We start from the raw sequence: 23041 nt of genomic DNA, 5'->3' as shown, positions 1-23041 counted from the left end.
TTAGGGAAACAACATGTCCGACGTCGAAAACCAACCGTTCTTCAACATCCAGCGCGTCTACCTGAAGGATATGTCGCTCGAGCAGCCGAATTCGCCGGCGATCTTCCTCGAGCAGGACATGCCGTCGGTTGAAGTCGAAGTCGACGTGAAGGCCGAGCGTCTCGCCGAAAGCGTGTTCGAAGTCGTCGTGTCGGGCACCGTGACCGCGAAGGTGAAGGACAAGGTCGCGTTCCTGATCGAGGCGAAGCAGGCCGGCATTTTCGACATTCGCAACATTCCTGACGAACAGCTCGACCCGCTCGTCGGCATCGCCTGCCCGACGATCCTGTTCCCGTACCTGCGCTCGAACATCGCCGACGCGATCACGCGTGCGGGCTTCCCGCCGATCCACCTCGCCGAGATCAACTTCCAGGCGCTGTACGAGCAGCGTCTCGCGCAGCTCCAGCAGCAACAGGCTGGTGCGGCCGGCGCGCCGAACGGCTCGACGCTGAACTGAGGGACGAGCAAGGACCGGTGCTGGGTATGAAAGTAGCCGTTCTCGGCGCCGGTGCCTGGGGCACCGCGCTCGCGGGCCATCTGGCCGCGCGGCACGACACGCTTCTGTGGGCGCGCGACGCCGCGCTCATCGCCGGGCTGCAGGCCCGGCACGAGAATTCCCGCTATCTCGACGGCATTGCGCTGCCCGATGCGCTGCGCTACGACGCGGATTTCGCCGCGGCGCTCGCGCACGGCGCCGCGGACGACGCGCTGTGCGTGATCGGCGCGCCCGTCGCCGGCCTGCGCGCGCTGTGCCGCGCGATGCGCGACGCGGGCTGCGTGCCCGCGCACGTGATCTGGGTTTGCAAGGGCTTCGAGGCGGACACGCATCTGCTGCCGCATCAGGTGATCGCCGCCGAGCTGCCGGAACAGCGCAGCAACGGCGTGCTGTCGGGCCCAAGCTTCGCGCGCGAGGTCGGCCAGGGGCTGCCGGTCGCGCTGACGATCGCGAGCACGTCGGCCGCCTGCCGCGACCGCACGCTCGCGGCGTTCCATCACGGCGCGATGCGGATCTATACCGGCGACGACGTGGTCGGCGTCGAGGTCGGCGGCGCGGTGAAGAACGTGCTGGCGATCGCGACCGGCATCGCCGACGGCCTCGGCCTCGGCCTGAACGCGCGCGCCGCGCTGATCACGCGCGGCCTCGCGGAAATGTCGCGGCTCGGCGTCGCACTCGGCGGCCGCGCGGAAACCTTCACCGGCCTCGCGGGCCTCGGCGACCTGATCCTCACCGCGACGGGCGATCTGTCGCGCAACCGCACGGTCGGCCTGCAGCTGGCTGCCGGCCGTTCGCTGAACGACATCCTCGCCGCGCTCGGCCACGTTGCTGAAGGCGTGCGCTGCGCGCAGGCGGTGCTTGCGATCGCGCGCGAGCATGCGATCGAGGTGCCGATCACCGAAGCCGTGTGCGGCGTGCTGTTCGACGGCGTCGCGCCGCGCGACGCGGTCAGCGGCCTGTTGCGGCGGGACGCGCGCGCGGAGTAGCGCGGCGGTCGCATCGCCGCGCAAAGCGGATTACGCTTGAACCATCTCCGGCATTCGAGGAGGGTGTCATGCTGCAGATCGGTTCCACCACGCTCGACGCGCAGGTCGTCGACATCACGACGCTCGCGGTCGACGCGATCGTCAACGCGGCGAACAGCTCGCTGCTCGGCGGGGGCGGCGTCGACGGCGCGATCCATCGCGCGGCCGGCCCGGGCCTCGTCGCCGAATGCCGCACGCTCGGCGGCTGCCAGACCGGCGACGCGAAACTCACGCGCGGCCACGGGCTGCCGGCCAGATACGTGATTCATGCGGTCGGCCCGGTATGGCATGGCGGCATGCAGAACGAGGCCGAAATGCTCGCGTCGTGTTACCGCCGCGCGATCGAGCTCGCCGAAGAGGTCGCGTGCACGTCGATCGCGTTTCCGGCGATCAGTTGCGGCGTCTACCGCTATCCGGCCGAGCAGGCGGTCGACATCGCCGTCGATACGGTCGTCGACATGCTGCCGCAGGCGCCGAACCTCGCGCGCGTGGTGTTCGCGTGCTTTTCTCCCGACATATACGAGCTGTATCGCGTGCGGCTCGCGCGTCGCTAGCTCAGTCGCCGCCTTCGAAGCCGGCCTGGCGCCACGCCTCGAACACCACCACCGCGACCGTGTTCGACAGGTTCAGGCTGCGGTTGCCCGGCCGCATCGGCAGGCGCACGCGCTGCGCGTTCGGGAACCGCTCGAGCAGCGGGGCGGGCAGGCCGCGCGTTTCCGAGCCGAACACGAACCAGTCGCCGGGCAGGAACGCATGGTCGTGGAAGCGGCCCGAGCCGCGCGTCGTGAACGCGAACATCCGCGCGGGATCGGGCGTCTCGGCCGCGACGAACGCATCCCAGTCCGGATGCACGCGCATTTCCGCGTATTCGTGATAGTCGAGGCCCGCGCGGCGCATCTTGGCGTCGTCGAGCGGAAAGCCGAGCGGCTCGATCAGGTGCAGCCGCGCGCCGGTATTCGCGCACAGGCGGATCACGTTGCCGGTGTTCGGCGGAATTTCGGGGGCGACGAGGACGACGTTGAACATGTTTCGGTTTCGGATGGCGGTTTCCGGCGCGCCCCTGTCACGGGGCGGCGGCCGGACCGGCCGGTTTGTCACGATCGCGGCCGCGGGTGGCGGCCGGCTTCTCTCTAATTAATCCCTGGCGGTGCGCAGCGCAACCAGATTCGTCACGCGCGCGGCGCCCGCCGCCTTGAGCGCGTGCGCCGCGGCGGCCAGCGTCGCGCCCGACGTCATCACGTCGTCGACGAGCGCGACATGGCGTCCGGCGACGTCGCGCGCGACCGCGAAGGCTGACGCGACGTTGTCGCGCCGCGCGCGCCGGTCGAGCCGCGACTGCGGCGCCGTTTCGACGACGCGCGCGAGCAGCGTCGCGTCGGCCGGCACGCCGAGCCGGCGCGCGAGCGGCCGTGCGATCGCCCATGCCTGGTTGTAGCCGCGCGCGGCGAGCCGGGCATGCGCAAGCGGCACCGGCGCGATCACGTCGAAGCCGCCGTCCGCGCCGCGCGTGTCGGCGAGCAGCCGGGCGAGCCGGTTGGCGAACTCCGCGCCGAGCGCGAGCCGCGCGTGGAATTTCAGCCCGCGCGCCAGACCGTCGAGCGGCGCCCGGTAGTCGCCGAGCGCGAGTGTCGCATCGAACGGCGGCGGCGTGGCGCGGCACGCGTCGCACCGGTAGCCGGCCGCGCGCCGGGCGTGCCCCGGAGCGAGCGGCGCCGCGCAGACGGCGCAGCGCAGGCGCGCTTCGTTCCAGTACGCGGCATCGCATCCGGCGCAAATCACTTCATGTGACAAATTGCCGCACAGTGCGCAGCGGTTCGGCAACGCGATCGCCGCAATGCGTGCAACCTGCGCGAAAGCGTGCGACATAACGCCGCGGATCGACAGCGGAAACGGGCGGCGATTGATCGGCAGGCTCCTCAATTTGGCCTCAATGAAGCTTCCGGGGCGAGCGAGTATACTTCGGGCTCTTCGCCAGTTTGCCCGACATGTCTCCACCTTCGACCCTCCCCGGCCGTCCGGCCTATGACGCGAGGCGCCTGCGTCGAATCTTCGACCGCCGCGCGGCCACGTTCGACGCGGTCGCGTTCCTGCCGCGCGAGATCGCGCACCGGATGTGCGAGCGTCTCGAATACATCAAGGTGAGCCCCGCCGCCGTGCTCGACGCGGGCTGCGGCGCGGGCGACGACCTCCCGGCGCTGCGCGCGCGCTTTCCCGAGGCGCCGGTGTTCGGCGTCGACCTGTCCGGCGCGATGCTCGCGCGGGCGGGGCAGCGCGAGATCGAGCAGACGAGCTGGCGCCGCTGGCTGCCCGCGTCGCTCGGCAAGGCGCTCGGCCAGCGCGGCCCGCGCGTCGCGCAGGCGGATTTCTCGGCGCTGCCGTTCGCGGCGGGCGCGTTCGACCTGATCTGGTCGAATCTCGCGCTGCACTGGCATTGCCGCCCCGACACGGTGCTGCCCGAGTGGCAGCGCGTGCTGCGCGTGAACGGCCTGCTGATGTTCAGCACGCTCGGCCCCGACACGCTGCGCGAGCTGCGCGCGGCCTGCGGCGAGGCCGAGGCCGCGCTCGGCATCGCGCCCACGGCGCCCCGCGTGATCGATTTCGTCGACATGCACGACCTCGGCGACATGCTCGTCGAGAGCGGCTTCGAGATTCCCGTGATGGACCAGGAAGTGCTGACCGTCACCTACAAGTCCCCCGATTCGCTGCTGGCCGACGTGCGCCGCTGGGGCGCCTATCCGTTCGAGCGCGCGGCGCCGCAGCGCGCGACGCGGCGCTTCCGGCAGGCGCTCGGCGACGCGCTCGACGCGCGCCGGCGCGCGGACGGCACGATCCCGCTGACCTTCGAGGTGATCTACGGGCACGCGTGGAAGGCCGTGCCGCGCACGACCGCCGAAGGGCATGGCATCGTCCGCATCGAGGATATCGGAAAGGGGCGTCCGAAGAATCGGTAAAGCGGTAAAGAGGGGTTTTGTTATGTCTGAAATTAGCAGCGCAAGGCGGGGCCAAAATCGCCCCTGAAACGGCCGAAAAGCTTGTCGCGCTTGGCTCGCGGGGCGATAGGCGTTTGCTTGTGGATGCCATTGAACCCGCCTATAATGCGTCAGCTTGTCGCCCCGGGGTCCCCGCAATACGGGGTGGCGAGTCCGATGCAGGCATGCATCGCATGCCATTCGCGTGAGGCGGCGATGGAAGCAGCGAGCGTTTCGACTGATTCGGCAGACGCAGAACCTGTCCTCGAGGACTGGCTCATGAAGCGCAACTGTTCGGCGTCGCCGCGCCAGTTCGTGCTGTTTTACGCGTCGCTCGCGGGCTTTTCGCTGGCGATCGCGGCAATGCTGATGTGGCGGGGGGCATGGCTCGTCATGCCTTTCACCGGAATCGAGCTGCTGGCGGTGGGTGTCGCGTTTGCGATCTACGCGCGGCATGCGGTCGATTACGAGCGCATCAGGCTGTTTCCGCACCGGCTCCTGATCGAGCGGATGGATGCGGAGCAGCTCACGCAGATCGAATTCAACCCGCGCTGGGTGCGGGTCGAGCCGGGCGCGACGCCACGCGATCCGATTCGGCTGGTATCGCGCGGGCAGACCGTCGTGATCGGGCAGCATCTCGCACAGTACCGGCGCGCACAGTTTGCCGACGAGTTGCGCGCATCGCTGCGGCGCTGCGGCTGAGCAGGTTGGCCGGCGCGGCGCAGGCGGCTTGCGACGGGGGAGGGTTTGAATGGAAATTTTGGGTAAGGATGCTATGAAAACAATCAAGCGAGCCCTCACGGGCGTGCTGGCATGCAGCGGACTGCTCTTTGCCGGTGCCGCCCTGGCGGTCGGTGATAGCCCGGGCGGCCCCCGCGTCAACGAGATCAACTTTCAGCCGCCTGTCACGAAGATCGCCGAGGAGCTCTACGATCTCCACACGATGATGCTGATCCTGTGTACGGTGATCTTCGTCGGCGTGTTCGGCGTGATGTTCTATTCGATCTTCGCGCACCGCAAATCCAAGGGCCACAAGGCCGCCAATTTCCATGAAAGCACGACCGTCGAGATCATCTGGACGATCGTGCCGTTCATCATCGTCGTGCTGATGGCGCTGCCGGCCACCAAGGCCGTCGTCGCGATGAAGGACACGACGAACGCCGATCTCACGGTCAAGGTCACCGGCTACCAGTGGAAGTGGGGCTACGACTACGTGAAGGGCCCGGGCGAGGGCATCAGCTTCCTGTCGACGCTGTCCACCCCGCGCGACGAGGTGATGGGCAAGAAGGCGATCACCGACACCTACCTGCAGGAAGTCGACAACCCGCTCGTCGTGCCGGTCAACAAGAAGGTCCGCATCATCACGACCGCGAACGACGTCGTCCACTCGTGGTACGTGCCCGCGTTCGGCGTGAAGCAGGATGCGATCCCGGGCTTCGTGCGCGACACGTGGTTCAAGGCCGACAAGGTCGGCACCTTCCGCGGCTTCTGTACCGAACTGTGCGGCAAGGAGCACGCGTACATGCCGGTCGTCGTCGTCGTGCTGTCGGACGAAGACTACGCGAAGTGGGTCAGCGCGCAGAAGGCCAAGCTGGCCGGCGCGGCAGTCGACCCGAACAAGGTCTACACGATGGCCGAGCTGGTGGCGCACGGCGAGGACGTCTACAAGGCGAACTGCGCGGCCTGCCACCAGGTCAGCGGCAAGGGCCTCGGCGCGTTCCCGGCAATGGACGGCAGCCCGATCGTGAACGGCCCGATCGCCGCGCACGTCGAGCGCGTGCTGAAGGGCAAGGGCGCGATGCCGTCGTGGGCGTCGCTGTCGGACCTCGACATCGCCGCAGTCGTCACCTACGAGCGCAACTCGTGGGGCAACCACAAGAACGACCTGCTGCAACCGAAGCAGGTGGCGGACGCGCGTAACGGCAAGCTGCCTGAAGGCACTGCGGACGCTGCAGGCGCAGCGCCGGCAGCAGCGGCTTCGGCGCCGGAGCCGGCGGCCACGACCGCGCTGTCGACGATCTATTTCGAAACGGGCAAGAGCACGCTGCCGGCCGACGCACAGTCGGCGATCGCGGCGGCGGCGGACTATGCGAAGGCGCATCCGGACGCGAAGCTCGCGCTGTCGGGCTTCACCGACAAGTCGGGCTCGGCCGACGCGAACGCCGAACTGGCCAAGCACCGCGCGCAAGCCGTGCGCGACGCGCTGAAGGCGGCGGGCGTGGCCGAAGACCACATCATTCTGAAGAAGCCGGAAACGGTCACGGGCGGGGCTGACGCGAAGGAAGCCCGGCGTGTCGAGATCGGCCCGGCGGCCTGACGTGTCGCTGTGTTTGTCGACGTATTCGCATTAGGAGAATCTCATGTCTAGCATCGGGCACGACGTAGCTGCGGGCCACGCGCACGACGACCACGCGCACGAAACCCCGCATGGCTTTCGGCGCTGGCTGTTCGCCACCAACCACAAGGACATCGGTACGCTGTACCTGTTGTTCTCGTTCATCATGTTCCTGTCGGGCGGCGTGATGGCGCTCGCGATCCGCGCCGAGCTGTTCGAGCCGGGCCTGCAGATCATGCGTCCGGAGTTCTTCAACGAACTCACGACGATGCACGGCCTGATCATGGTGTTCGGCGCGATCATGCCGGCGTTCGTCGGCTTCGCGAACTGGATGATCCCGCTGCAGATCGGCGCATCCGACATGGCGTTCGCGCGGATGAACAACTTCAGCTTCTGGCTGCTGCCGGTCGCAGCGGTGCTGCTGGTCGGCTCGTTCTTCGCGCCGGGCGGCGCGACGGCCGCCGGCTGGACGCTGTATGCGCCGCTGTCGACGCAGATGGGCCCGGGCATGGACTTCGCGATCTTCGCGGTCCACCTGATGGGCGCATCGTCGATCATGGGCGGCATCAACATCGTCGTGACGATCCTGAACATGCGCGCGCCGGGCATGACGCTGATGAAGATGCCGATGTTCGCGTGGACGTGGCTGATCACGGCGTACCTGCTGATCGCGGTGATGCCGGTTCTGGCAGGCGCGATCACGATGGTGCTGTTCGACCGCCACTTCGGCACGTCGTTCTTCAACGCGGCCGGCGGCGGCGATCCGGTGATGTACCAGCACATCTTCTGGTTCTTCGGGCACCCCGAGGTGTACATCATGATTCTGCCGGCGTTCGGGATCGTGTCGCAGGTGATCCCGGCGTTCGCGCGCAAGACGCTGTTCGGCTACAGCTCGATGGTGTACGCGACGGCCTCGATCGCGATCCTGTCGTTCATGGTCTGGGCGCACCATATGTTCGCGACCGGCATGCCGGTGACGGGCCAGCTGTTCTTCATGTACGCGACGATGCTGATCGCGGTGCCGACGGGCGTGAAGGTGTTCAACTGGCTGGCGACGATGTGGCGCGGCTCGATGACCTTCGAGACCCCGATGCTGTTCGCGATCGGCTTCCTGTTCGTGTTCACGTTCGGCGGCCTGACGGGCCTGATGCTGGCGATGGCGCCGCTCGACATCCAGTACCACGGCACCTACTTCGTGGTCGCGCACTTCCACTACGTGCTGGTGGCCGGTTCGCTGTTCGCGCTGTTCTCGGGCTGGTACTACTGGTCACCGAAGTGGACGGGCTGGATGTACAACGAGACGCGCGGCAAGATCCACTTCTGGTCGTCGATGATCTTCTTCAACCTGACGTTCTTCCCGATGCACTTCGTCGGTCTCGCGGGCATGCCGCGCCGCTATGCGGACTACCCGGCGCAGTTCACGGACTTCAACCAGGTCGCGACGATCGGCGCGTTCGGTTTCGGTCTCGCGCAGGTGTACTTCCTGTTCGCGGTCGTGCTGCCGGCGTACCGTGGCGGCGGCGAGCTGGAGAAGGCGTCCGACAAGCCGTGGGACGGCGCGACGGGCCTCGAGTGGACGGTGCCGAGCCCGGCTCCGTTCCACACGTTCGAGCACCCGCCGACCGTCGAGTAATACGATTCACCGGATGTTCCGCCTTCGCCTGCCAGCGCAGGCAGGCGAGGCGGAATGTTCTACAGCAGGTTTCAGATGAACCGGAATCCACAACAAAGACGCACGCCCGAGCAGATCCGCGCGGGCAACAAGCGGCTCGGCCTGATTCTGCTTGCGATCGCCGCCGTCTTTTTTGTGGGTGTCGTGATCAAGCAGTGGTGGCTGTCCACTCACTGACGCAGTAGCGAGGAAGTTGTCGTATGTCGAAGCCGGAAGCGGAGAACACGGATCGCGCGTTCAACCGTTCGATGCTGGTGAAGCTCATCGTCGTGGCCGGGCTGATGTTCGGCTTCGGTTTTGCGCTGGTGCCGATGTATCGCGCGATCTGCCAGATCACCGGCATCAACAACCTCGTACAGCGCGACGTCAGCGAGCGCGAGGCGAAGAACACGCAGATCGACACCAGCCGCACCGTGTCGGTCGAGTTCGACGCAAACGCGCGCGGCCCGCTGGGTTTCAAGCCGGAGCACAACAGCCTCGACGTGCATCCGGGCGAACTGACGACGATCGTGTACGACGTGACGAACGGCCAGAACCGTCCGGTTGTCGCGCAGGCGATCCCGAGCTACGCGCCGAAGCAGGCGACGGAGTTTTTCAAGAAGATCGAATGCTTTTGCTTCACGCAACAGACGCTGGCCGCGAACGAGTCGCGCAAGATGCCGGTGGTGTTCGTGATCGATCCGAAATTGCCGAAGGACGTGAAGACGATCACGCTGTCGTACACGTTCTTCGAACTGAATACGCCGGCCCAGGCGACAGTCGGTGCGGCGAAGCCGTCCGGCTCGGCGAAGCCGGGCGCATGACGATGGAGGCGATGTGATGACGGAGGTCAAGCGGGGCGGCTCGTTCGGCCAGGCATTGAAGGCGGTGCTGTGGTCGTTCTTCGGCGTGCGCAAGCGGCGCGACCTGGAAGCCGATGCGACGCAGCTGAATCCGCTGCACGTGCTGATCGTCGCGCTGCTCGCGGCCGGCATGTTCATCGGCGTGCTGATCCTGATCGTGCGCGCCGTCGTGGGCTGAGGCCCGCGGCAGCAACGGAATGCAAGCGGCGCGCCTGGCGTGCCGCGAAGGAAAGAGCGGCGGCCGTCACGCCGCGCGAGAAATAAAGCCGGAGCGGTTTCCGGTACACAAATTGGACTGAAGTGGAGAATCAAGCATGAGCGGTCAAAACCAGACCCCGTACTATTTCGTGCCGCATCCGTCGCAGCATCCGATCAGCGCGGCCGTCGGCCTGCTGGTCATGCTCGGATCGGTCGCGCTGTGGATCAATGGTCACGACTGGGCGCCGTATACCGCGCTGCTCGGCCTGCTGTGGTTCCTCTTCACGCTGTACCACTGGTTCGGCGACGCGATCGCCGAGTCGGAAGGCGGGATGTACGGCAAGAACGTCGACCGGTCGTACCGCTGGAGCATGAGCTGGTTCATCTTCTCCGAAGTGATGTTCTTCGGTGCGTTCTTCGGCGCGCTGTTCTACGCGCGTGAAATCGCGCTGCATCAGCTCGGCAGCCTCGACTACAAGCTGATCTGGCCGGATTTCTCCGCCGTGTGGCCGAACGAAGGCCCGGCCGCGCTCGCCGGCCACTTCAAGACGATGGGCCCGTGGCCGATCCCGACGCTGAACACTGCGCTGCTGCTGTCGTCGGGCGCGACGCTGACGATTTCGCACCACGCGCTGCGTGACGACCACCGCCGCAAGGCGATCGCGTGGCTCGCCGCGACGCTCGTGCTCGGCGTCTGCTTCCTGTTCACGCAGGGCTTCGAATATTTCCACGCGTACAACGAACTGAACCTGACGCTCGGCTCGGGCATCTACGGTTCGACGTTCTTCCTGCTGACGGGCTTCCACGGCTTCCACGTGTTTCTCGGCGGCACGATGCTCGCGGTGGTGCTGGTGCGGATGATCCGCGGCCACTTCAAGCCGGAACATCACTTCGCGTTCGAAGGCGCCGCGTGGTACTGGCACTTCGTCGACGTCGTCTGGCTCGGCCTGTACGTCGTCGTCTACTGGCTGTAAATGCAACACGGCCCGCGCAGCGATGCGCGGGCCGTTTGGTTTTGTGGGCGCCGGACGGCGTGAACGAATCGTCCGGCACCCGGCATCACCCAAGCGCCGCCGCGACTTCGTCAGGCGGCGCTTTTGCTTGGAGGCGCGGCCGTGCGGCGAAATGTCACATCGGTCGCATCGGCCGCGGCGGCGTCAGCGTCCGATCGGCAGGCCGGTCGAATGGATCCAGCCCATCCAGTTCGCGAACAGGATGAACAGGAACAGCGAGATCGACAGCCCGACGCGGGTGGCGAGCGACCAGACCATGCGCTTCGTGTGACCGCGGTCGTGCATCATGAAATAGAGTGCCGAGGCCATGCTGGCAATGATGAGGACGAAGGCGACAGGGACGAGGATGTGCATGGAGCGAACCGGACGACGGCAATTCGAAAGGAAGAGGATAATTATCGCACTTCGCTTTCGCGATGGCGCTTGGCGGGCGGCACGATGAAGATCCGCTGGCTTCCCGCGCTGCTCGTGCTGGCCGTGGTCGCGGTCACGATCCGGCTCGGTTTCTGGCAGCGCGACCGCGCGCACCAGAAGGAGGCGCTGCAGGAGAGCATCGTGCGCTACGAGCACGCGATGCCCGTCGACGTCGGCGCGCAGCCGGTTCCGCTCGCATCGATCGAGTTCCATCGGGTGCGCGCGACCGGGCGCTTCATGCCGGAGCTCGCGGTGTTTCTCGACAATCGGCCGTATAACGACCAGCCGGGCTTTTACGTCGTGATGCCGTTTAAACTCGCGGGCGGCGGCTACGTGCTCGTCAATCGCGGCTGGCTGCCGCGCAACGTCGCCGATCGCGAGGCGATCGAGCCGTTCGCGACGCCCGCGGGCGACATCGAGGTCGTGGGGATTGCCCGCGCCGACGCGTCGCGCGCGTTCGAGCTCGGCGAAGGCGGCTCGGCGCCGCACCAGAAGATTCGCCAGAACCTGGACGTCGCCGCTTATGCGAAGGAAATCGGCCTGGCGCTGCAGCCGTTCGTGATCCAGCAGACGAGCGACGACGGCGACAAGCTGGTGCGTGACTGGCCGGCGCCGACGACCGGCGTCGAGCGCAATTACGGTTACATGTTTCAGTGGTGGGGCATGGCGGCGGCCGCGCTCGGTTTCGGCTTGTACGCGGCGCGGCGCGCGGCGAAGAAGCCGTCCGGCGCGTGAGCGGCGCGATGTCCGTGCGCGGCGGCGACGCCGCGGGTACGTTTCGTGAGGTCTGATTTGTCCATCCAATCTTCCCGTCAGGGCGCGGCGCCCGTTTCGCCGGCCGCCAGAAAGCGCGGCCGCTGGACGCTCGTGCTGCTCGGGCTCGTCTGCGCGGCGCCGATGATCGCGTCGTACTTCACCTATTACGTAATCAAGCCGAAGGGCGGCTCGACCAACTACGGCACGCTGATCGAGCCGCAGCGGCCGATTCCGCCGGACCTGACGGTCACCGACGAAACCGGCAAGACCGTGCCGCTCGCGTCGCTGCGCGGCGTGTGGCTGTTCGTGATGACCGACCGCAGCGCGTGCGACGAAGCGTGCGCGAAGAAGCTCTATTTCATGCGCCAGGTGCGCGTGACGCAGGCCGGCGAACGGCACCGGCTCACGATGGTGTGGCTGCGCAGCGATGCGGGCGCGGTGCCGGACAAGATCACGGCCGCGTACCCGGACACGCGCAGGCTCGTCGCCGATCCGGCTGCGCTCGCCAAGTGGCTGCCGGCCGACGCCGGCACGCAGGACACCGACCACCTGTACCTGGTCGACCCGAACGGCAACCTGATGATGCGCTTCCCGAAGGACCCGAACCCCAGCAAGATCAAGACCGACGTCACGAAACTGCTGAAGTGGTCGAGCATCGGCTGACGCGAGACAACGAGGCAATAATCCGATGTCGTATCTACTGCAACTCGGCCTGATCGGCTCGTGCATCGCGCTGCTGCCGCTGTCGTACGTGTGGGTGAAGGCCGACGACGACAAGTTCCGCAAGCTCGTGTGGATCACCACGTTCCTGACCCTCGACCTCGTGATGTTCGGCGGCTTCACGCGGCTGACCGATTCGGGCCTCGGCTGTCCGGACTGGCCCGGCTGCTACGGCACGTCGTCGCCGTTCATCGCGCACGCGGCGATCACGGCCGCGCACCAGGCGATGCCGAGCGGCCCCGTCAGCATGACGAAGGCATGGATCGAGATGATCCACCGCTATTTCGCGATGGCGATCGGCGTGCTGATCATCGCGCAGACGGTGATCGCGTGGGCCGCGCGGCTGCGCCGCCGGCCGCTGCACGTGTCGCCGTGGTGGCCGACGAGCCTGCTGCTCCTGATCCTGGTGCAGGGCGCGTTCGGCGCATGGACGGTGACGATGAAGCTGCAGCCGGTGATCGTCACGATCCACCTGCTGCTCGGCCTGACGCTGCTCGGCACGCTCGGCTGGCTCGCGGCGCGGCAGACGCCGCTGCCCGCATACGATCCGGAGGCAGGGCGCTATCGCGCGGCGGCCCTCGCGGCGCTCGTGCTGCTCGTCGCGCAGATCGCGCTCGGCGGCTGGGTCAGCACCAACTACGCGGTGCTCGCGTGCACGGACTTCCCGACCTGCAACGGCCAGTGGATTCCGCCGATGGATTTCGGGCACGGCTTCCATTTGTGGCGCGCGCTCGGGATGACGAAGGACGGCGACGCGATCACGCAGGATGCGCTCGTCGCGATCCACTGGACGCACCGCACGTTCGCGTTCGTCGTCGTCGCGTACCTGGCCGCGTTCGCGCTGAAGATGCGCCGCTTCGAATCGCTGCGGCGGCCCGCCAACGGCGTGCTGCTGGTGGTCGTGCTGCAGTTCGTGACGGGTTTGACGAATATCGTATTGCAGTGGCCTTTGCCGGTCGCGGTGGCCCATAACGGGGGCGCCGCGATCCTGCTGCTGCTCGTCGTCATGTTAAACTTTCGCATCCTTTCAAGCCGCCCCGGCCGTGTCGCGCAGCCTGCGCGCGACGCCGCCCCGGCGTGACCGTCCCCATGCAAAGCACCCTTTCCCAATCGCCCGGTAGCCGGTTTTCGCAGTACATGGCGCTGACGAAGCCGCGTGTCACGCAGCTCGCGGTGTTCTGCGCGGTGATCGGCATGTTCCTAGCGACGCCGGGCATGGTGCCGTGGCGGGTGCTGGTCGGCGGCACCATCGGCATCTGGCTGCTGGCGGGCGCGGCGTTCGCGATCAACTGCCTCGTCGAGCAGAAGATCGACGCGATGATGCGCCGCACCGCGTGGCGTCCGTCCGCGCGCGGCGAGATCACGACCGCGCAGATCCTGCTGTTCTCGGGCGTGCTCGGCAGCGCCGGCGCCTGGACGCTCTACACGTTCACGAACCCGCTGACGATGTGGCTGACGATCGCGACCTTCGTCGGCTACGCGGTGATCTACACGCTGCTGCTCAAGCCGATGACGCCGCAGAACATCGTGATCGGCGGCGCGTCGGGCGCGATGCCGCCGGCGCTCGGCTGGGCCGCAGTGACGGGCGCGGTGCCCGGCGACGCGTGGATCCTCGTGCTGATCATCTTCGTGTGGACCCCGCCGCATTTCTGGGTGCTCGCGCTGTACCGCCGCAAGGACTACGAGAACGCGGGCCTGCCGATGCTGCCCGTCACGCACGGCGAGAAGTTCACGCGGCTCCATATCCTGCTCTACACGGTGATCCTGTTCGCGGTCACGATGATGCCGTTCATCTCGGGCATGAGCGGGGCCGTCTACCTGACGAGCGCGGTGCTGCTCGGCGCGGTGTTCCTCGCGTACGCGTGGAAGATCCACCGCGAGTACTCGGACGAGCTGGCTCGCAAGGCCTTCCGCTACTCGATCGTCTACCTGTCGCTGCTGTTCGCGGCGCTGCTCGTCGACCACTATGCACGCCCGCTGCTCGGCGTGTAACCGCACGGTTTGAATACGATGCTTCGTTCATGGTTCGGGCGCCGCGCGCGCCAAGGCTGGATGCTCGGCTGCGCATTCGCGGCGGCGATGCTGCTCGCGGCGTGCGACAACGCGCCGAAATTCCAGAATCTCGACATCACCGGCAACACGCAGTTCGGCAGCGATTTCTCGCTGCCCGACACGGCCGGCAAGGTGCGCACGCTCGGCGACTTCAAGGGCAAGGCGGTCGTGGTGTTCTTCGGCTATACGCATTGCCCGGACGTCTGCCCGACGACGATGGCCGAGCTGTCCGAGGCACTCAAGCAGCTCGGGCCGGACGCCGCGAAGCGCGTGCAGGTGCTGTTCGTCACCATCGATCCGGAGCGCGACACGGCCGCGCTGCTCGGGCAGTACGTGCCGGCGTTCGATCCGTCGTTCGTCGGCCTGCGCCCGGCGGACGAAGCGCAGCTGAAGAAGGTGACGAAGGATTTCCGCGTCTATTACGCGAAAGTGCCGGGCAAGGCGCCCGGCAGCTACACGATGGATCACACCGCCGCGAGCTATGTGTTCGACACGAACGGCAGGCTGCGCCTCTTCGTGCGCGACGGCCAGGGCCCCGGCCCGTGGGTGCACGACCTGAAGCTGCTGCTCGGCTGAGCCGCAGCGCGGGGCGGCGCGCGCCGTCCCGCGTTTTCTCTCTAATCTTTTCCCGCCTATTCCTCGTTTTGCATGCGCAGGCCGCCGCCCGGCAGGCGGCGGCGCGTCACGTCACGGCAGCGCCGGCAGGACGACGCCCGGCGCCGCGCGCGTCATCCGGAATTCGGTCACGCGGTAGGTCGCGAGGCCTTCGGTGACGAACGGATCGGTCTGCAGGAGCGCTTCCAGCGCGTCGCGATCGATGCGCGCCGCGAGGATCATGCCGCCGTCACGCGGCACCTTCGGCCCCGCCGCGATGAAAATCCCCTGGTCCAGCAGCGGCTGCAGATACGCGCGATGGCGTTCGAGCGCGTCGTCGATGCGGTCGAGCGGCGCGGTGTAGTGAATGTCGATGACGTACATGGGTGGCCTCGGAATGTCGCCGGGACGCGGTGCGCCGGCACGGCGATCTTTTAGCACAGGCCGCTTCGCGTGTCGCGTTGCATTCAAGTTGTAAGCGTCGCTGCCGTCATTACGTGTGCAATCGACTCCGCGCGGCAGGCCGTTCGCGCGCGTCGCGTCACCCATCGACATCGATAACAAGGCACGCACGATGAGCAGAATGAGTTTGAACCGCAAGCTGTGGCTCGCACTGGCGCTGGTATGGATCGGCCTGTTGGGCGTCGGCGCATGGAGCGCGTTCGAGACGCGCGCGACGATGCTCGCCGAGCGCAAGGAGGGCATCGCGAACCTCGTCGAGGCGGCGGCCGGCATTGCGAAGTCGTACCACGCGCTCGCGCAGGCAGGCACGCTGCCGGAGGCCGACGCGAAGCGCGAAGCGCTCGCGAGCCTCGCCGCGATGCGCTACGGCGAGTCGGGCTACGTGTTCGTGATGGATTCGCAGCCGGTCGTGCTGATGCACCCGACGCTGCCGAAGCTGGTCGGCACGCAGGTCGGCGACTACAAGGACCCGGACGGCAAGCCGCTGTTCGTCACGATCCTGAACGCCGCGAAGGCCACCGGCAGCGGTTTCGCCGAATATCGCGGGCGCCTGCCGCACAGCGAGACCGCGGTGCCGAAGATCAGCTACGTCACGCGCTTCGCGCCGTGGGACTGGAACATCTCGAGCGGCGTGTTCGTGAAGGACATCGATACGGTCTATTACGAGACGCTGTTCGGCCACCTCGCGGTGGTGCTCGTGATCGGCCTCGTGATCACCGCGGCGATGGTCGTGATCATCCGCAACGTGCGCGGCAGCCTCGGCGGCGAGCCGGACGAGGCCGCGGCGCTCGCGGCGCGCATCGCGGGGGGCGACCTGACGCAGCCGGTGCCGGTGCGCGCGGGCGACCGCACGAGCATGATGGCGGCGATGCACGCGATGCAGGATCGCCTGCAGGCGACGATCGGCGGCATCCGCCAGTCGGCCGAATCGATCGCGTCGGCGAGCCGAGAGATCGCGTCCGGCAACGACGACCTGTCGCAGCGCACCGAGGAACAGGCGGCGTCGCTGGAAGAGACGGCGGCGAGCATGGAGCAGCTGACCGCGACCGTGAAGCAGAACGCCGACAACGCGCGGCAGGCGAGCGGGCTCGCGAACAACGCGTCGGACATCGCGCGCGCCGGGCACGACGTCGTGAACCGCGTGATCGGCACGATGGGCGAGATCGACGACAGTTCGCGCAAGATCGCGGACATCATCGGCACGATCGAAGGGATCGCGTTCCAGACCAACATCCTCGCGCTGAATGCCGCCGTGGAAGCGGCGCGCGCGGGCGAGCAGGGCCGCGGCTTCGCGGTGGTCGCGGGCGAGGTGCGCACGCTCGCGCAGCGCTCGGCCACCGCGGCGAAGGAGATCCGCACGCTGATCGGCGAATCGGTCGAGCGGGTGCGCAACGGCTCGACGCTGGTCGGCCAGGCCGGCACGACGATGGGCGAGATCCTGCAGGCGGTCGCGCGCGTGACGGACATCATGGGCGAGATCGCGGCGGCGTCCGAGGAGCAGGCGAGCGGCATCACGCAGGTCGGCCGCGCGGTCACGCAGATGGACCAGGTGACGCAGCAAAACGCGGCGCTCGTCGAGGAAGCGGCCGCGGCCGCCACGTCGCTGCAGGAGCAGGCGGCGCGGCTGCGCGACGCGGTGGGGGCGTTCCGGGTCGGCGACGCCGGCGCGGCGCGCGCCCGGCCGGCGGCCGGGCCGGTGTTCCGCGAAGAGACGGCGACAGCGGTCGAAGCGACGCCCGCGTAACATCGGTGCGACGCGGGGCTGGCGGGCCGTGCATGGAGATGCAACTAACAGCCTGCTCCGCCGTGTGCCGGCCTGCGCGTGGGGCATACCCATATGAGCGGGATGTATTTCACTTCCCGCTGATCCTGTGACACCATTTGCCCCTTTCCCGCGAGCCGGGACATACCCGCATCGCGCCCTTTTTTAGTTAGCAAGAAAGCGAGAAACAGATGAAGCGTCGCAGTCTCCTGAAAGTGTTTTCCGTGCTGGCAACCGGCGCAGCGCTGACGATGTCGGCGGGTGCGCACGCCGAGGACAAGGTGATCAAGGTCGGCACGGTGGCCGGTCCGGATGCGGAAGTGTGGCAGCTCGTGCAGAAGGTCGCGAAGGAGAAGGAAGGCCTGAACGTGAAGGTCATCGAGTTCAACGACTACGTGCAGCCGAACGCGGCGCTCGACGCGGGCGACCTCGACGCGAACAGCTTCCAGCACCAGCCGTACCTCGACAGCCAGGTGAAGCAGCGCGGCTACAAGCTCGTCAGCGCGGGCCTGACCTACATCTCGCCGATCGGCGTCTACTCGAAGAAGTTCAAGGCGCTGAAGGACCTGCCGCAAGGCGCGAAGCTCGCGGTGCCGAACGACCCGTCGAACGAGAACCGCGCGCTGCTGCTGCTGCAGGCGCAGGGCGTGATCAAGCTGAAGGCCGGCGCGGGCACGGGCGGCAACAACGCGACGGTGCTCGACATCGCCGACAACCCGAAGAAGCTGAAGATCTCCGAACTGGACGCGGCGCAACTGCCGCGCGTGCTGTCGGACGTCGACGCGGCCGTGATCAACACGAACTACGCGATCGCCGCGAACCTGCAGCCGACCAAGGACGCGATCGCGCTCGAATCGCTGACGAGCCCGTATGCGAACCTGATCGCGGTGCGCGCGAAGGACAAGGACCAGCCGTGGGTGAAGAAGCTGGTCAAGGCGTACCAGTCGACGGAAGTGAGGGAGTTCATCAAGAAGCAGTTCAAGGGCTCGATGGTCGCGTCGTTCTGAACGTGATCCGTTGATCGAAAAAGGCCTGCACGCGTGCAGGCCTTTTTTTGTTTGCGGTGGATGGTGTTCTGTTGCCGCCGTGCAGGCGTTGCTCGCTCGGGCTGTCACGTGTTTTTTATTTGCAAGAGCGAGGCGAAAATAACGAACCGCAATTGCACTCGTACGTCGTCGATAACGAGGTTTGGTAACGGTCCGCTACATTGGCATCGAGCTTCCGCGCCGTCGCTTGAAAGCAAAACCGGTATGTCCGTTCCTGCTTCGGCGCCACGTTGCCGCCCGCGCCAGTTCTTCCCGCTGAGTCAAATAACAAGAATTTCAAGCGATAGTCCACCGCCGATGCCGAGGGGGGATCAAGAAATTGGCGGGAATTTATCGGCACAGTAGTCAGGGAATCTTCGCTAGCCTTTCGAAGGCAGTTCGAAAAATCACATGCGAGGATGTTGAATGAATGCCGTTGTGGAATTGAATGGTGGCTACCATTGCTATGGGATGAGCAACCTGAGCGCCGGAGAGTTATTTTTCTGGATCATGGTTGACGAAACAATGAATCAGTTGGGTGTTGGTGACGCGGCGTCGGTCGGAATGATTTTGCTTGGTGGAAACAATTTGTCGACCAGGACAAAGCCACTCGGAGCGATAAAAGGAACCTCGCGTGCAAGCTGATACTCAAGAAGGATTTTTCAGAAGGCTCAGTTCCCTTTGGGCCTAAAATTACCAACGCTGGTGGGCGGGCCAGTGCGAAACTTGAAAATCAGACTGGTTAGAAACATCGGAACCTTTGTAGGGAGAACGATCCCCGTGCTTGGTTGGGTAATTCTTGCAAGCGATATTTCTATTATCACCTACAAGGCGGTGAGTCACTACAATAGAGTCGCAAGGGAAGGTGATAGATTATGGTAGATATTGAGGGTAGGGTGATTGAATTTGTAAGGAAAAAGTCCGGATTTTACATTTTATCAAGGGCTGCGGACATAACGGAAAATACCGATCTGGATACCGACCTGGATTTCAATGCTGCAGAGGTCGAAGAGATGATGCGGGAATATTCTGCGGAATTTAATGTTGATGTGAGTGGATTCGATATAAAAAAATATTACCCGGAAGATGATTTTTCATTCTTTGACTTGATCAATCCGTTCAAGAAAAAAGTGGTTCATCATGTTCCGGATTTGAACGTTCGAATGCTGATCACATCGGCAAAAGCAGGGCGCTGGCTTTACGACTGACTGCTCACCGGGTTTGTCTACGACCTGACGGCTGCATCGCGCAGCCCCTTTTCATTGGCGAGGCCGGCTCACATCTCGCCGCGCCGCGAGCAGATCGTCAGGATCTCCCGGATCGCGACGTTGTCCCGCACGCCGGGCAGCGACTGCAGGATGCATTCGTAATACCGCCTTTCGCGCGGCAGCAGCATTGCGTTGTTGAGGTAGAGCGCGTCGCAGGACTGCCGGATCAGGCGCGCCGCCGCGGGGTTCCAGCTGTCGCGCAACGACTGCAGCACGCATTCGTCGTATTGCGCGTAGCCGTCGGTCAGCGCGAACGCGGCGGCCGGCATCGCCAGTGCGACGCTGGCGAGCGAGCGAACAGTCCACGACATGCTGCCTCCCGTCGGTCGGATAGCTGCAACCAGCATAGCGCATCGGCGCCGCTTCATCCGGCGGCCATGCCGCCCCGGCGTGCGTAAGCGGACGGTCAGGAAGTGGTCTGCGGAAATGGTATGCTCGCTTTCGCCGCCGCGCACCGTTGCAGGGGCGCCGGCCGCGGCGGAGACACCCTCAACCAGAACCGAGAATACGGGGAGACACATTCATGAAGCGTTTCAAGACTTTCGCGATCCGTTCGATCACGGCCGGCGTTGCCGCGCTGGCGCTGGCCGGCGCCGCGCACGCGCAGACCGTCAAGGTGCTGTCGATCGTCGATCACCCGGCGCTCGACGCGATCCGCGACGGCGTGCGCGCGGAACTGAAGGCCGAAGGCTTCGGCGACGACAAGCTCAAGTGGGAATACCAGAGCGCGCAGGGCAACACGGGCACCGCCGCGCAGATCGCGCGCAAGTTCGTCGGCGACCAGCCCGACGTGATCGTCGCGATCGCGACGCCGGCCGCGCAGGCGGTCGTCGCGTCGACGAAGAGCGTGCCGGTCGTCTACTCGGGCGTCACCGACCCGGTCGCCGCACAGCTCGTGAAGGGCTGGGGCCCGACGGGCACCAACGTGACGGGCGTGTCCGACAAGCTGCCGCTCGACCGCCAGGTCGCGCTGATCAAGCGCGTGGTGCCGAAGGCGAAGACGGTCGGCATGGTCTACAACCCGGGCGAAGCGAATTCGGTCGTCGTCGTGAAGGCGCTCCAGGAGATCCTCGCGAAGCAGGGGATGACGCTCAAGGGAGCGGCCGCGCCGCGCACCGTCGACATCGGCCCGGCCGCGAAAAGCCTGATCGGCAAGGTCGACGTGATCTACACGAACACCGACAACAACGTCGTGTCCGCGTACGAAGCGCTCGTGAAGGTCGCGAACGAAGCGAAGATCCCGCTCGTCGCGGGCGACACCGACAGCGTGAAGCGCGGCGGCATCGCGGCGCTCGGCATCAACTACGGCGATCTCGGCCGGCAGACCGGCAAGGTCGTCGCGCGCATCCTGAAGGGCGAGAAGCCGGGCGCGATCGCGTCGGAGACGAGCAGCAACCTCGAGCTGTTCGTGAACACGGGGGCGGCCGCGAAGCAGGGCGTGACGCTGTCGCAGGATCTCGTCAAGGACGCGAAGACGGTCATCAAGTAAGCCGCGGCCGGCTGTGCACCGCGCTTGAAGGCCCCGACCCGGGCCTGAACGAAACCGCCGGACGGGCGGCCCTTACCGGGGCCGCTCGTTCGCTTCGCCCGGCCGCATCCGTCCGGCCGGGAAGCAACAGGATTTCCCCATCATGTCTCTGTTCTCGTTTCTGGGCGCACTGGAGATCGGCCTGATCTTCAGCCTCGTCGCGCTCGGGGTGCTGATCTCGTTTCGCATCCTCAACTTTCCCGACCTGACCGTCGACGGCAGCTTCCCGCTCGGCGGCGCGGTGGCCGCGACGCTGATCTCGGCCGGCTTCGACCCGTTCGCGGCGACCGGCTTTGCGATCGTCGCGGGCGCCGTGGCCGGCTTCGTCACCGGCTGGCTCAACGTGCGCCTGAAGATCATGGACCTGCTCGCCAGCATCCTGATGATGATCGCGCTCTATTCGGTGAACCTGCGGATCATGGGCCGGCCGAACGTGCCGCTCATCACCGAGCCGACGATCTTCACCCTGCTGCAGCCGGCGTGGCTGCCCGACTACGTGCTGCGCCCGGCGCTGCTCGCGATCGTCGTCGTGGTCGCGAAGCTCGGCCTCGACTGGTTCTTCTCGTCGCAGCTCGGCCTCGCGATGCGCGCGACCGGCGCGAACCCGCGGATGGCGCGCGCGCAGGGCATCGCCACCGGCCGCGCGACGCTCGCCGGAATGGCGCTGTCGAACGCGCTCGTCGCGCTCGCGGGGGCCCTCTTCGCTCAGACGCAGGGCGGCGCGGACATCTCGATGGGGATCGGCACGATCGTGATCGGGCTGGCCGCGGTGATCATCGGCGAGACGCTGCTGCCCGCGCGCCGGCTGGTGCTGACGACGCTCGCGGTCGTGCTCGGCGCGATCGTCTACCGCTTCTTCATCGCGCTGGCGCTGAACAGCGAATTCATCGGCCTGAAGGCGCAGGACCTGAACCTCGTGACCGCCGCGCTCGTCACGATCGCGCTGGTGCTGCCGGCGACGCGCAAGAAGCTGTTCGCGCGCAAGAACGGAGGGGCATGACATGCTGTCCGCACAAGACCTGAAACTCACGTTCAATCCCGGCACGCCGATCGAGACGCGTGCGCTGCGCGGGCTGTCGCTCGACATTCCGGACGGCCAGTTCGTCGCGGTGATCGGCTCGAACGGCGCGGGCAAGTCGACCTTCCTCAACGCGATCAGCGGCGACCAGACGGTCGACGCGGGCCGCATCGCGATCGACGGCGCGGACGTCACGCGCCAGCCCGCGTGGGACCGTGCGCACCTCGTCGCGCGCGTGTTCCAGGACCCGATGGCCGGCACCTGCGAGGCGCTGACGATCGAGGAGAACATGGCGCTCGCGATGGCGCGCGGCGGGCGGCGCGGCTTCAGGGCCGCGCTCGATCGAGCGTCGCGCGAGCTGTTCCGCGACAAGCTGCGGCTGCTCAATCTCGGCCTCGAGAACCGGCTGACCGACCGGATCGGGCTGTTGTCCGGCGGGCAGCGGCAGGCGGTGAGCCTGTTGATGGCGTCGCTGCGGCCGTCGCGGATCCTGCTGCTCGACGAGCATACGGCCGCGCTCGACCCGAAGACGGCCGCGTTCGTGCTGGAGCTGACCGCGCGCATCGTCGCCGAGAGCCGGCTGACGACGATGATGGTCACGCACAGCATGCGGCAGGCGCTCGACTACGGCGACCGCACGGTGATGCTGCACCAGGGGCAGGTCGTGCTCGACGTGTCGGGCGATGCGCGCAAGGGGCTCGACGTGCCGGACCTGCTGCAGATGTTCGAGAGGGTGCGGCACGAGCAGCTCGACGACGATGCGCTGCTGCTTGGCTGACGCGTAGCCGTTGGCTGGCCGGCGGGTGCGGCGCGGGAGGCGCCGCTGCGTCGGCCGGTCTATCGATCCGTCTTC

28 protein-coding genes are annotated in these 23041 nt (G+C 66.5%); 23 read left to right on the top strand and 5 right to left on the bottom strand.

The features are described 5' to 3' along the window. Positions 1–13: 13 nt before the first annotated feature. The 3 genes from secB (at position 14) to B7P44_RS15670 (ending at position 2114) form a co-directional block, all read left to right on the top strand. Positions 14–496, top strand: coding sequence for a protein-export chaperone SecB (gene secB, locus B7P44_RS15680; RefSeq protein ID WP_017334323.1), 483 nt, complete (start codon positions 14–16; stop codon positions 494–496). Positions 497–522: 26 nt separating this feature from the next. Further along, positions 523–1521, top strand: a complete 999-nt coding sequence (locus B7P44_RS15675; RefSeq protein WP_084905652.1) for an NAD(P)H-dependent glycerol-3-phosphate dehydrogenase — start codon at positions 523–525, stop codon at positions 1519–1521. Between the two features lie 68 nt (positions 1522–1589). After that, the gene (locus B7P44_RS15670) at positions 1590–2114 is read left to right on the top strand and encodes an O-acetyl-ADP-ribose deacetylase (RefSeq protein ID WP_084905649.1); all 525 of its coding nucleotides are present in this window, start codon (positions 1590–1592) and stop codon (positions 2112–2114) included. Between the two features lies 1 nt (position 2115). On the opposite strand, the gene trmL is transcribed toward B7P44_RS15670, so the two are convergent. Beyond that, entirely contained in the window at positions 2116–2586 is a 471-nt protein-coding gene (trmL, locus tag B7P44_RS15665; RefSeq protein WP_084905647.1) for a tRNA (uridine(34)/cytosine(34)/5-carboxymethylaminomethyluridine(34)-2'-O)-methyltransferase TrmL, read from the bottom strand. A gap of 108 nt (positions 2587–2694) precedes the next feature. Continuing rightward, positions 2695–3426, bottom strand: coding sequence for a ComF family protein (locus B7P44_RS15660; protein WP_088511454.1), 732 nt, complete (start codon positions 3424–3426; stop codon positions 2695–2697). A 119-nt stretch (positions 3427–3545) separates the two neighbouring features. On the opposite strand from B7P44_RS15660, the gene B7P44_RS15655 reads away from it, so the two are divergent. The 8 genes from B7P44_RS15655 (at position 3546) to B7P44_RS15625 (ending at position 10550) form a co-directional block, all read left to right on the top strand. Then, positions 3546–4511: a methyltransferase domain-containing protein gene (locus B7P44_RS15655; RefSeq protein WP_084905645.1), complete on the top strand. Its 966-nt coding sequence runs from the start codon at positions 3546–3548 to the stop codon at positions 4509–4511. Positions 4512–4706: 195 nt separating this feature from the next. After that, the gene (locus B7P44_RS15650; RefSeq protein WP_084905643.1) at positions 4707–5231 is read left to right on the top strand and encodes a DUF2244 domain-containing protein; all 525 of its coding nucleotides are present in this window, start codon (positions 4707–4709) and stop codon (positions 5229–5231) included. Between the two features lie 49 nt (positions 5232–5280). Further along, positions 5281–6846: a cytochrome c oxidase subunit II gene (coxB, locus tag B7P44_RS15645; protein ID WP_084905641.1), complete on the top strand. Its 1566-nt coding sequence runs from the start codon at positions 5281–5283 to the stop codon at positions 6844–6846. Positions 6847–6889: 43 nt separating this feature from the next. Beyond that, positions 6890–8497, top strand: a complete 1608-nt coding sequence (gene ctaD, locus B7P44_RS15640; RefSeq protein WP_084905639.1) for a cytochrome c oxidase subunit I — start codon at positions 6890–6892, stop codon at positions 8495–8497. A 75-nt stretch (positions 8498–8572) separates the two neighbouring features. Beyond that, positions 8573–8713 carry a cytochrome oxidase small assembly protein gene (locus B7P44_RS35945; protein WP_042586883.1) on the top strand — a complete coding sequence of 47 codons (141 nt, stop codon included), beginning with the start codon at positions 8573–8575 and terminating at the stop codon, positions 8711–8713. A 23-nt stretch (positions 8714–8736) separates the two neighbouring features. Then, on the top strand, positions 8737–9339 hold the full coding sequence (locus B7P44_RS15635) for a cytochrome c oxidase assembly protein (protein WP_084905637.1): 603 nt from the start codon (positions 8737–8739) through the stop codon (positions 9337–9339). Between the two features lie 16 nt (positions 9340–9355). Beyond that, a complete protein-coding gene (locus B7P44_RS15630; protein ID WP_059531385.1) occupies positions 9356–9556 on the top strand; it encodes a DUF2970 domain-containing protein in 201 nt (66 codons plus the stop codon). Positions 9557–9692: 136 nt separating this feature from the next. Continuing rightward, a complete protein-coding gene (locus tag B7P44_RS15625) occupies positions 9693–10550 on the top strand; it encodes a cytochrome c oxidase subunit 3 (protein ID WP_084905634.1) in 858 nt (285 codons plus the stop codon). A gap of 183 nt (positions 10551–10733) precedes the next feature. On the opposite strand, the gene B7P44_RS15620 is transcribed toward B7P44_RS15625, so the two are convergent. After that, a complete protein-coding gene (locus tag B7P44_RS15620; RefSeq protein WP_084905632.1) occupies positions 10734–10943 on the bottom strand; it encodes a twin transmembrane helix small protein in 210 nt (69 codons plus the stop codon). 84 nt (positions 10944–11027) lie between these two features. Here B7P44_RS15620 and B7P44_RS15615 point away from each other — a divergent pair, with 84 nt between their 5' ends. From B7P44_RS15615 to B7P44_RS15595, 5 genes are all read left to right on the top strand, one after another. Then, positions 11028–11738 (top strand): SURF1 family protein, encoded by a 711-nt coding sequence (locus tag B7P44_RS15615; protein WP_231716627.1) that lies wholly within the window; start codon positions 11028–11030, stop codon positions 11736–11738. A gap of 63 nt (positions 11739–11801) precedes the next feature. After that, positions 11802–12422 (top strand): SCO family protein, encoded by a 621-nt coding sequence (locus tag B7P44_RS15610; protein WP_084906725.1) that lies wholly within the window; start codon positions 11802–11804, stop codon positions 12420–12422. A 25-nt stretch (positions 12423–12447) separates the two neighbouring features. Further along, the gene (locus tag B7P44_RS15605) at positions 12448–13560 is read left to right on the top strand and encodes a COX15/CtaA family protein (protein ID WP_084905628.1); all 1113 of its coding nucleotides are present in this window, start codon (positions 12448–12450) and stop codon (positions 13558–13560) included. Positions 13561–13568: 8 nt separating this feature from the next. Continuing rightward, on the top strand, positions 13569–14471 hold the full coding sequence (gene cyoE / locus B7P44_RS15600) for a heme o synthase (protein ID WP_084905626.1): 903 nt from the start codon (positions 13569–13571) through the stop codon (positions 14469–14471). Between the two features lie 18 nt (positions 14472–14489). Beyond that, positions 14490–15107 carry an SCO family protein gene (locus B7P44_RS15595; RefSeq protein WP_084905623.1) on the top strand — a complete coding sequence of 206 codons (618 nt, stop codon included), beginning with the start codon at positions 14490–14492 and terminating at the stop codon, positions 15105–15107. 111 nt (positions 15108–15218) lie between these two features. On the opposite strand, the gene B7P44_RS15590 is transcribed toward B7P44_RS15595, so the two are convergent. Next, a complete protein-coding gene (locus tag B7P44_RS15590) occupies positions 15219–15509 on the bottom strand; it encodes a YciI family protein (RefSeq protein ID WP_084905621.1) in 291 nt (96 codons plus the stop codon). A 190-nt stretch (positions 15510–15699) separates the two neighbouring features. Between B7P44_RS15590 and B7P44_RS15585 the strand changes: the two genes are divergently transcribed. The 4 genes from B7P44_RS15585 to B7P44_RS15570 all read left to right on the top strand — a co-directional run bounded on the left by B7P44_RS15585 (position 15700) and on the right by B7P44_RS15570 (position 19582). After that, a complete protein-coding gene (locus tag B7P44_RS15585) occupies positions 15700–17331 on the top strand; it encodes a methyl-accepting chemotaxis protein (RefSeq protein WP_084906723.1) in 1632 nt (543 codons plus the stop codon). 209 nt (positions 17332–17540) lie between these two features. Beyond that, complete coding sequence (locus tag B7P44_RS15580) at positions 17541–18356, top strand: MetQ/NlpA family ABC transporter substrate-binding protein (RefSeq protein ID WP_084905619.1); 816 nt, start codon at positions 17541–17543, stop codon at positions 18354–18356. Positions 18357–18800: 444 nt separating this feature from the next. Continuing rightward, positions 18801–19019 carry an STM2901 family protein gene (locus tag B7P44_RS37350; protein WP_205128702.1) on the top strand — a complete coding sequence of 73 codons (219 nt, stop codon included), beginning with the start codon at positions 18801–18803 and terminating at the stop codon, positions 19017–19019. A 230-nt stretch (positions 19020–19249) separates the two neighbouring features. Further along, complete coding sequence (locus B7P44_RS15570; protein ID WP_205128701.1) at positions 19250–19582, top strand: DUF1493 family protein; 333 nt, start codon at positions 19250–19252, stop codon at positions 19580–19582. A 68-nt stretch (positions 19583–19650) separates the two neighbouring features. On the opposite strand, the gene B7P44_RS15565 is transcribed toward B7P44_RS15570, so the two are convergent. Then, complete coding sequence (locus tag B7P44_RS15565) at positions 19651–19953, bottom strand: VF_A0006 family four-cysteine protein (RefSeq protein ID WP_084905615.1); 303 nt, start codon at positions 19951–19953, stop codon at positions 19651–19653. A gap of 212 nt (positions 19954–20165) precedes the next feature. Here B7P44_RS15565 and B7P44_RS15560 point away from each other — a divergent pair, with 212 nt between their 5' ends. From B7P44_RS15560 to B7P44_RS15550, 3 genes are all read left to right on the top strand, one after another. Next, positions 20166–21131: an ABC transporter substrate-binding protein gene (locus B7P44_RS15560; protein WP_084905613.1), complete on the top strand. Its 966-nt coding sequence runs from the start codon at positions 20166–20168 to the stop codon at positions 21129–21131. 142 nt (positions 21132–21273) lie between these two features. After that, on the top strand, positions 21274–22170 hold the full coding sequence (locus tag B7P44_RS15555) for an ABC transporter permease (RefSeq protein WP_084905610.1): 897 nt from the start codon (positions 21274–21276) through the stop codon (positions 22168–22170). A 1-nt stretch (position 22171) separates the two neighbouring features. Then, a complete protein-coding gene (locus tag B7P44_RS15550; RefSeq protein WP_084905608.1) occupies positions 22172–22966 on the top strand; it encodes an ABC transporter ATP-binding protein in 795 nt (264 codons plus the stop codon). Positions 22967–23041 lie beyond the last annotated feature (75 nt).

The organism is Burkholderia ubonensis subsp. mesacidophila, assembly GCF_002097715.1.
Lineage (GTDB): Bacteria > Pseudomonadota > Gammaproteobacteria > Burkholderiales > Burkholderiaceae > Burkholderia > Burkholderia mesacidophila.
This window is presented reverse-complemented; position numbering and strand designations above follow the sequence as displayed.

Excerpts from the sequence above, each read along its gene's own strand:
- secB (WP_017334323.1), top strand. The coding sequence starts at position 14 with ATGTCCGACGTCGAAAACCAACCGTTCTTCAACATCCAGCGCGTCTAC.
- B7P44_RS15675 (WP_084905652.1), top strand. The coding sequence starts at position 523 with ATGAAAGTAGCCGTTCTCGGCGCCGGTGCCTGGGGCACCGCGCTCGCG.
- B7P44_RS15670 (WP_084905649.1), top strand. The coding sequence starts at position 1,590 with ATGCTGCAGATCGGTTCCACCACGCTCGACGCGCAGGTCGTCGACATC.
- trmL (WP_084905647.1), bottom strand. The coding sequence starts at position 2,586 with ATGTTCAACGTCGTCCTCGTCGCCCCCGAAATTCCGCCGAACACCGGC.
- B7P44_RS15660 (WP_088511454.1), bottom strand. The coding sequence starts at position 3,426 with ATGTCGCACGCTTTCGCGCAGGTTGCACGCATTGCGGCGATCGCGTTG.
- B7P44_RS15655 (WP_084905645.1), top strand. The coding sequence starts at position 3,546 with ATGTCTCCACCTTCGACCCTCCCCGGCCGTCCGGCCTATGACGCGAGG.
- B7P44_RS15650 (WP_084905643.1), top strand. The coding sequence starts at position 4,707 with ATGCAGGCATGCATCGCATGCCATTCGCGTGAGGCGGCGATGGAAGCA.
- coxB (WP_084905641.1), top strand. The coding sequence starts at position 5,281 with ATGGAAATTTTGGGTAAGGATGCTATGAAAACAATCAAGCGAGCCCTC.
- ctaD (WP_084905639.1), top strand. The coding sequence starts at position 6,890 with ATGTCTAGCATCGGGCACGACGTAGCTGCGGGCCACGCGCACGACGAC.
- B7P44_RS35945 (WP_042586883.1), top strand. The coding sequence starts at position 8,573 with ATGAACCGGAATCCACAACAAAGACGCACGCCCGAGCAGATCCGCGCG.
- B7P44_RS15635 (WP_084905637.1), top strand. The coding sequence starts at position 8,737 with ATGTCGAAGCCGGAAGCGGAGAACACGGATCGCGCGTTCAACCGTTCG.
- B7P44_RS15630 (WP_059531385.1), top strand. The coding sequence starts at position 9,356 with ATGACGGAGGTCAAGCGGGGCGGCTCGTTCGGCCAGGCATTGAAGGCG.
- B7P44_RS15625 (WP_084905634.1), top strand. The coding sequence starts at position 9,693 with ATGAGCGGTCAAAACCAGACCCCGTACTATTTCGTGCCGCATCCGTCG.
- B7P44_RS15620 (WP_084905632.1), bottom strand. The coding sequence starts at position 10,943 with ATGCACATCCTCGTCCCTGTCGCCTTCGTCCTCATCATTGCCAGCATG.
- B7P44_RS15615 (WP_231716627.1), top strand. The coding sequence starts at position 11,028 with ATGAAGATCCGCTGGCTTCCCGCGCTGCTCGTGCTGGCCGTGGTCGCG.
- B7P44_RS15605 (WP_084905628.1), top strand. The coding sequence starts at position 12,448 with ATGTCGTATCTACTGCAACTCGGCCTGATCGGCTCGTGCATCGCGCTG.
- cyoE (WP_084905626.1), top strand. The coding sequence starts at position 13,569 with ATGCAAAGCACCCTTTCCCAATCGCCCGGTAGCCGGTTTTCGCAGTAC.
- B7P44_RS15595 (WP_084905623.1), top strand. The coding sequence starts at position 14,490 with ATGCTTCGTTCATGGTTCGGGCGCCGCGCGCGCCAAGGCTGGATGCTC.
- B7P44_RS15590 (WP_084905621.1), bottom strand. The coding sequence starts at position 15,509 with ATGTACGTCATCGACATTCACTACACCGCGCCGCTCGACCGCATCGAC.
- B7P44_RS15585 (WP_084906723.1), top strand. The coding sequence starts at position 15,700 with ATGAGCAGAATGAGTTTGAACCGCAAGCTGTGGCTCGCACTGGCGCTG.
- B7P44_RS15580 (WP_084905619.1), top strand. The coding sequence starts at position 17,541 with ATGAAGCGTCGCAGTCTCCTGAAAGTGTTTTCCGTGCTGGCAACCGGC.
- B7P44_RS37350 (WP_205128702.1), top strand. The coding sequence starts at position 18,801 with ATGAATGCCGTTGTGGAATTGAATGGTGGCTACCATTGCTATGGGATG.
- B7P44_RS15570 (WP_205128701.1), top strand. The coding sequence starts at position 19,250 with ATGGTAGATATTGAGGGTAGGGTGATTGAATTTGTAAGGAAAAAGTCC.
- B7P44_RS15565 (WP_084905615.1), bottom strand. The coding sequence starts at position 19,953 with ATGTCGTGGACTGTTCGCTCGCTCGCCAGCGTCGCACTGGCGATGCCG.
- B7P44_RS15560 (WP_084905613.1), top strand. The coding sequence starts at position 20,166 with ATGAAGCGTTTCAAGACTTTCGCGATCCGTTCGATCACGGCCGGCGTT.
- B7P44_RS15555 (WP_084905610.1), top strand. The coding sequence starts at position 21,274 with ATGTCTCTGTTCTCGTTTCTGGGCGCACTGGAGATCGGCCTGATCTTC.
- B7P44_RS15550 (WP_084905608.1), top strand. The coding sequence starts at position 22,172 with ATGCTGTCCGCACAAGACCTGAAACTCACGTTCAATCCCGGCACGCCG.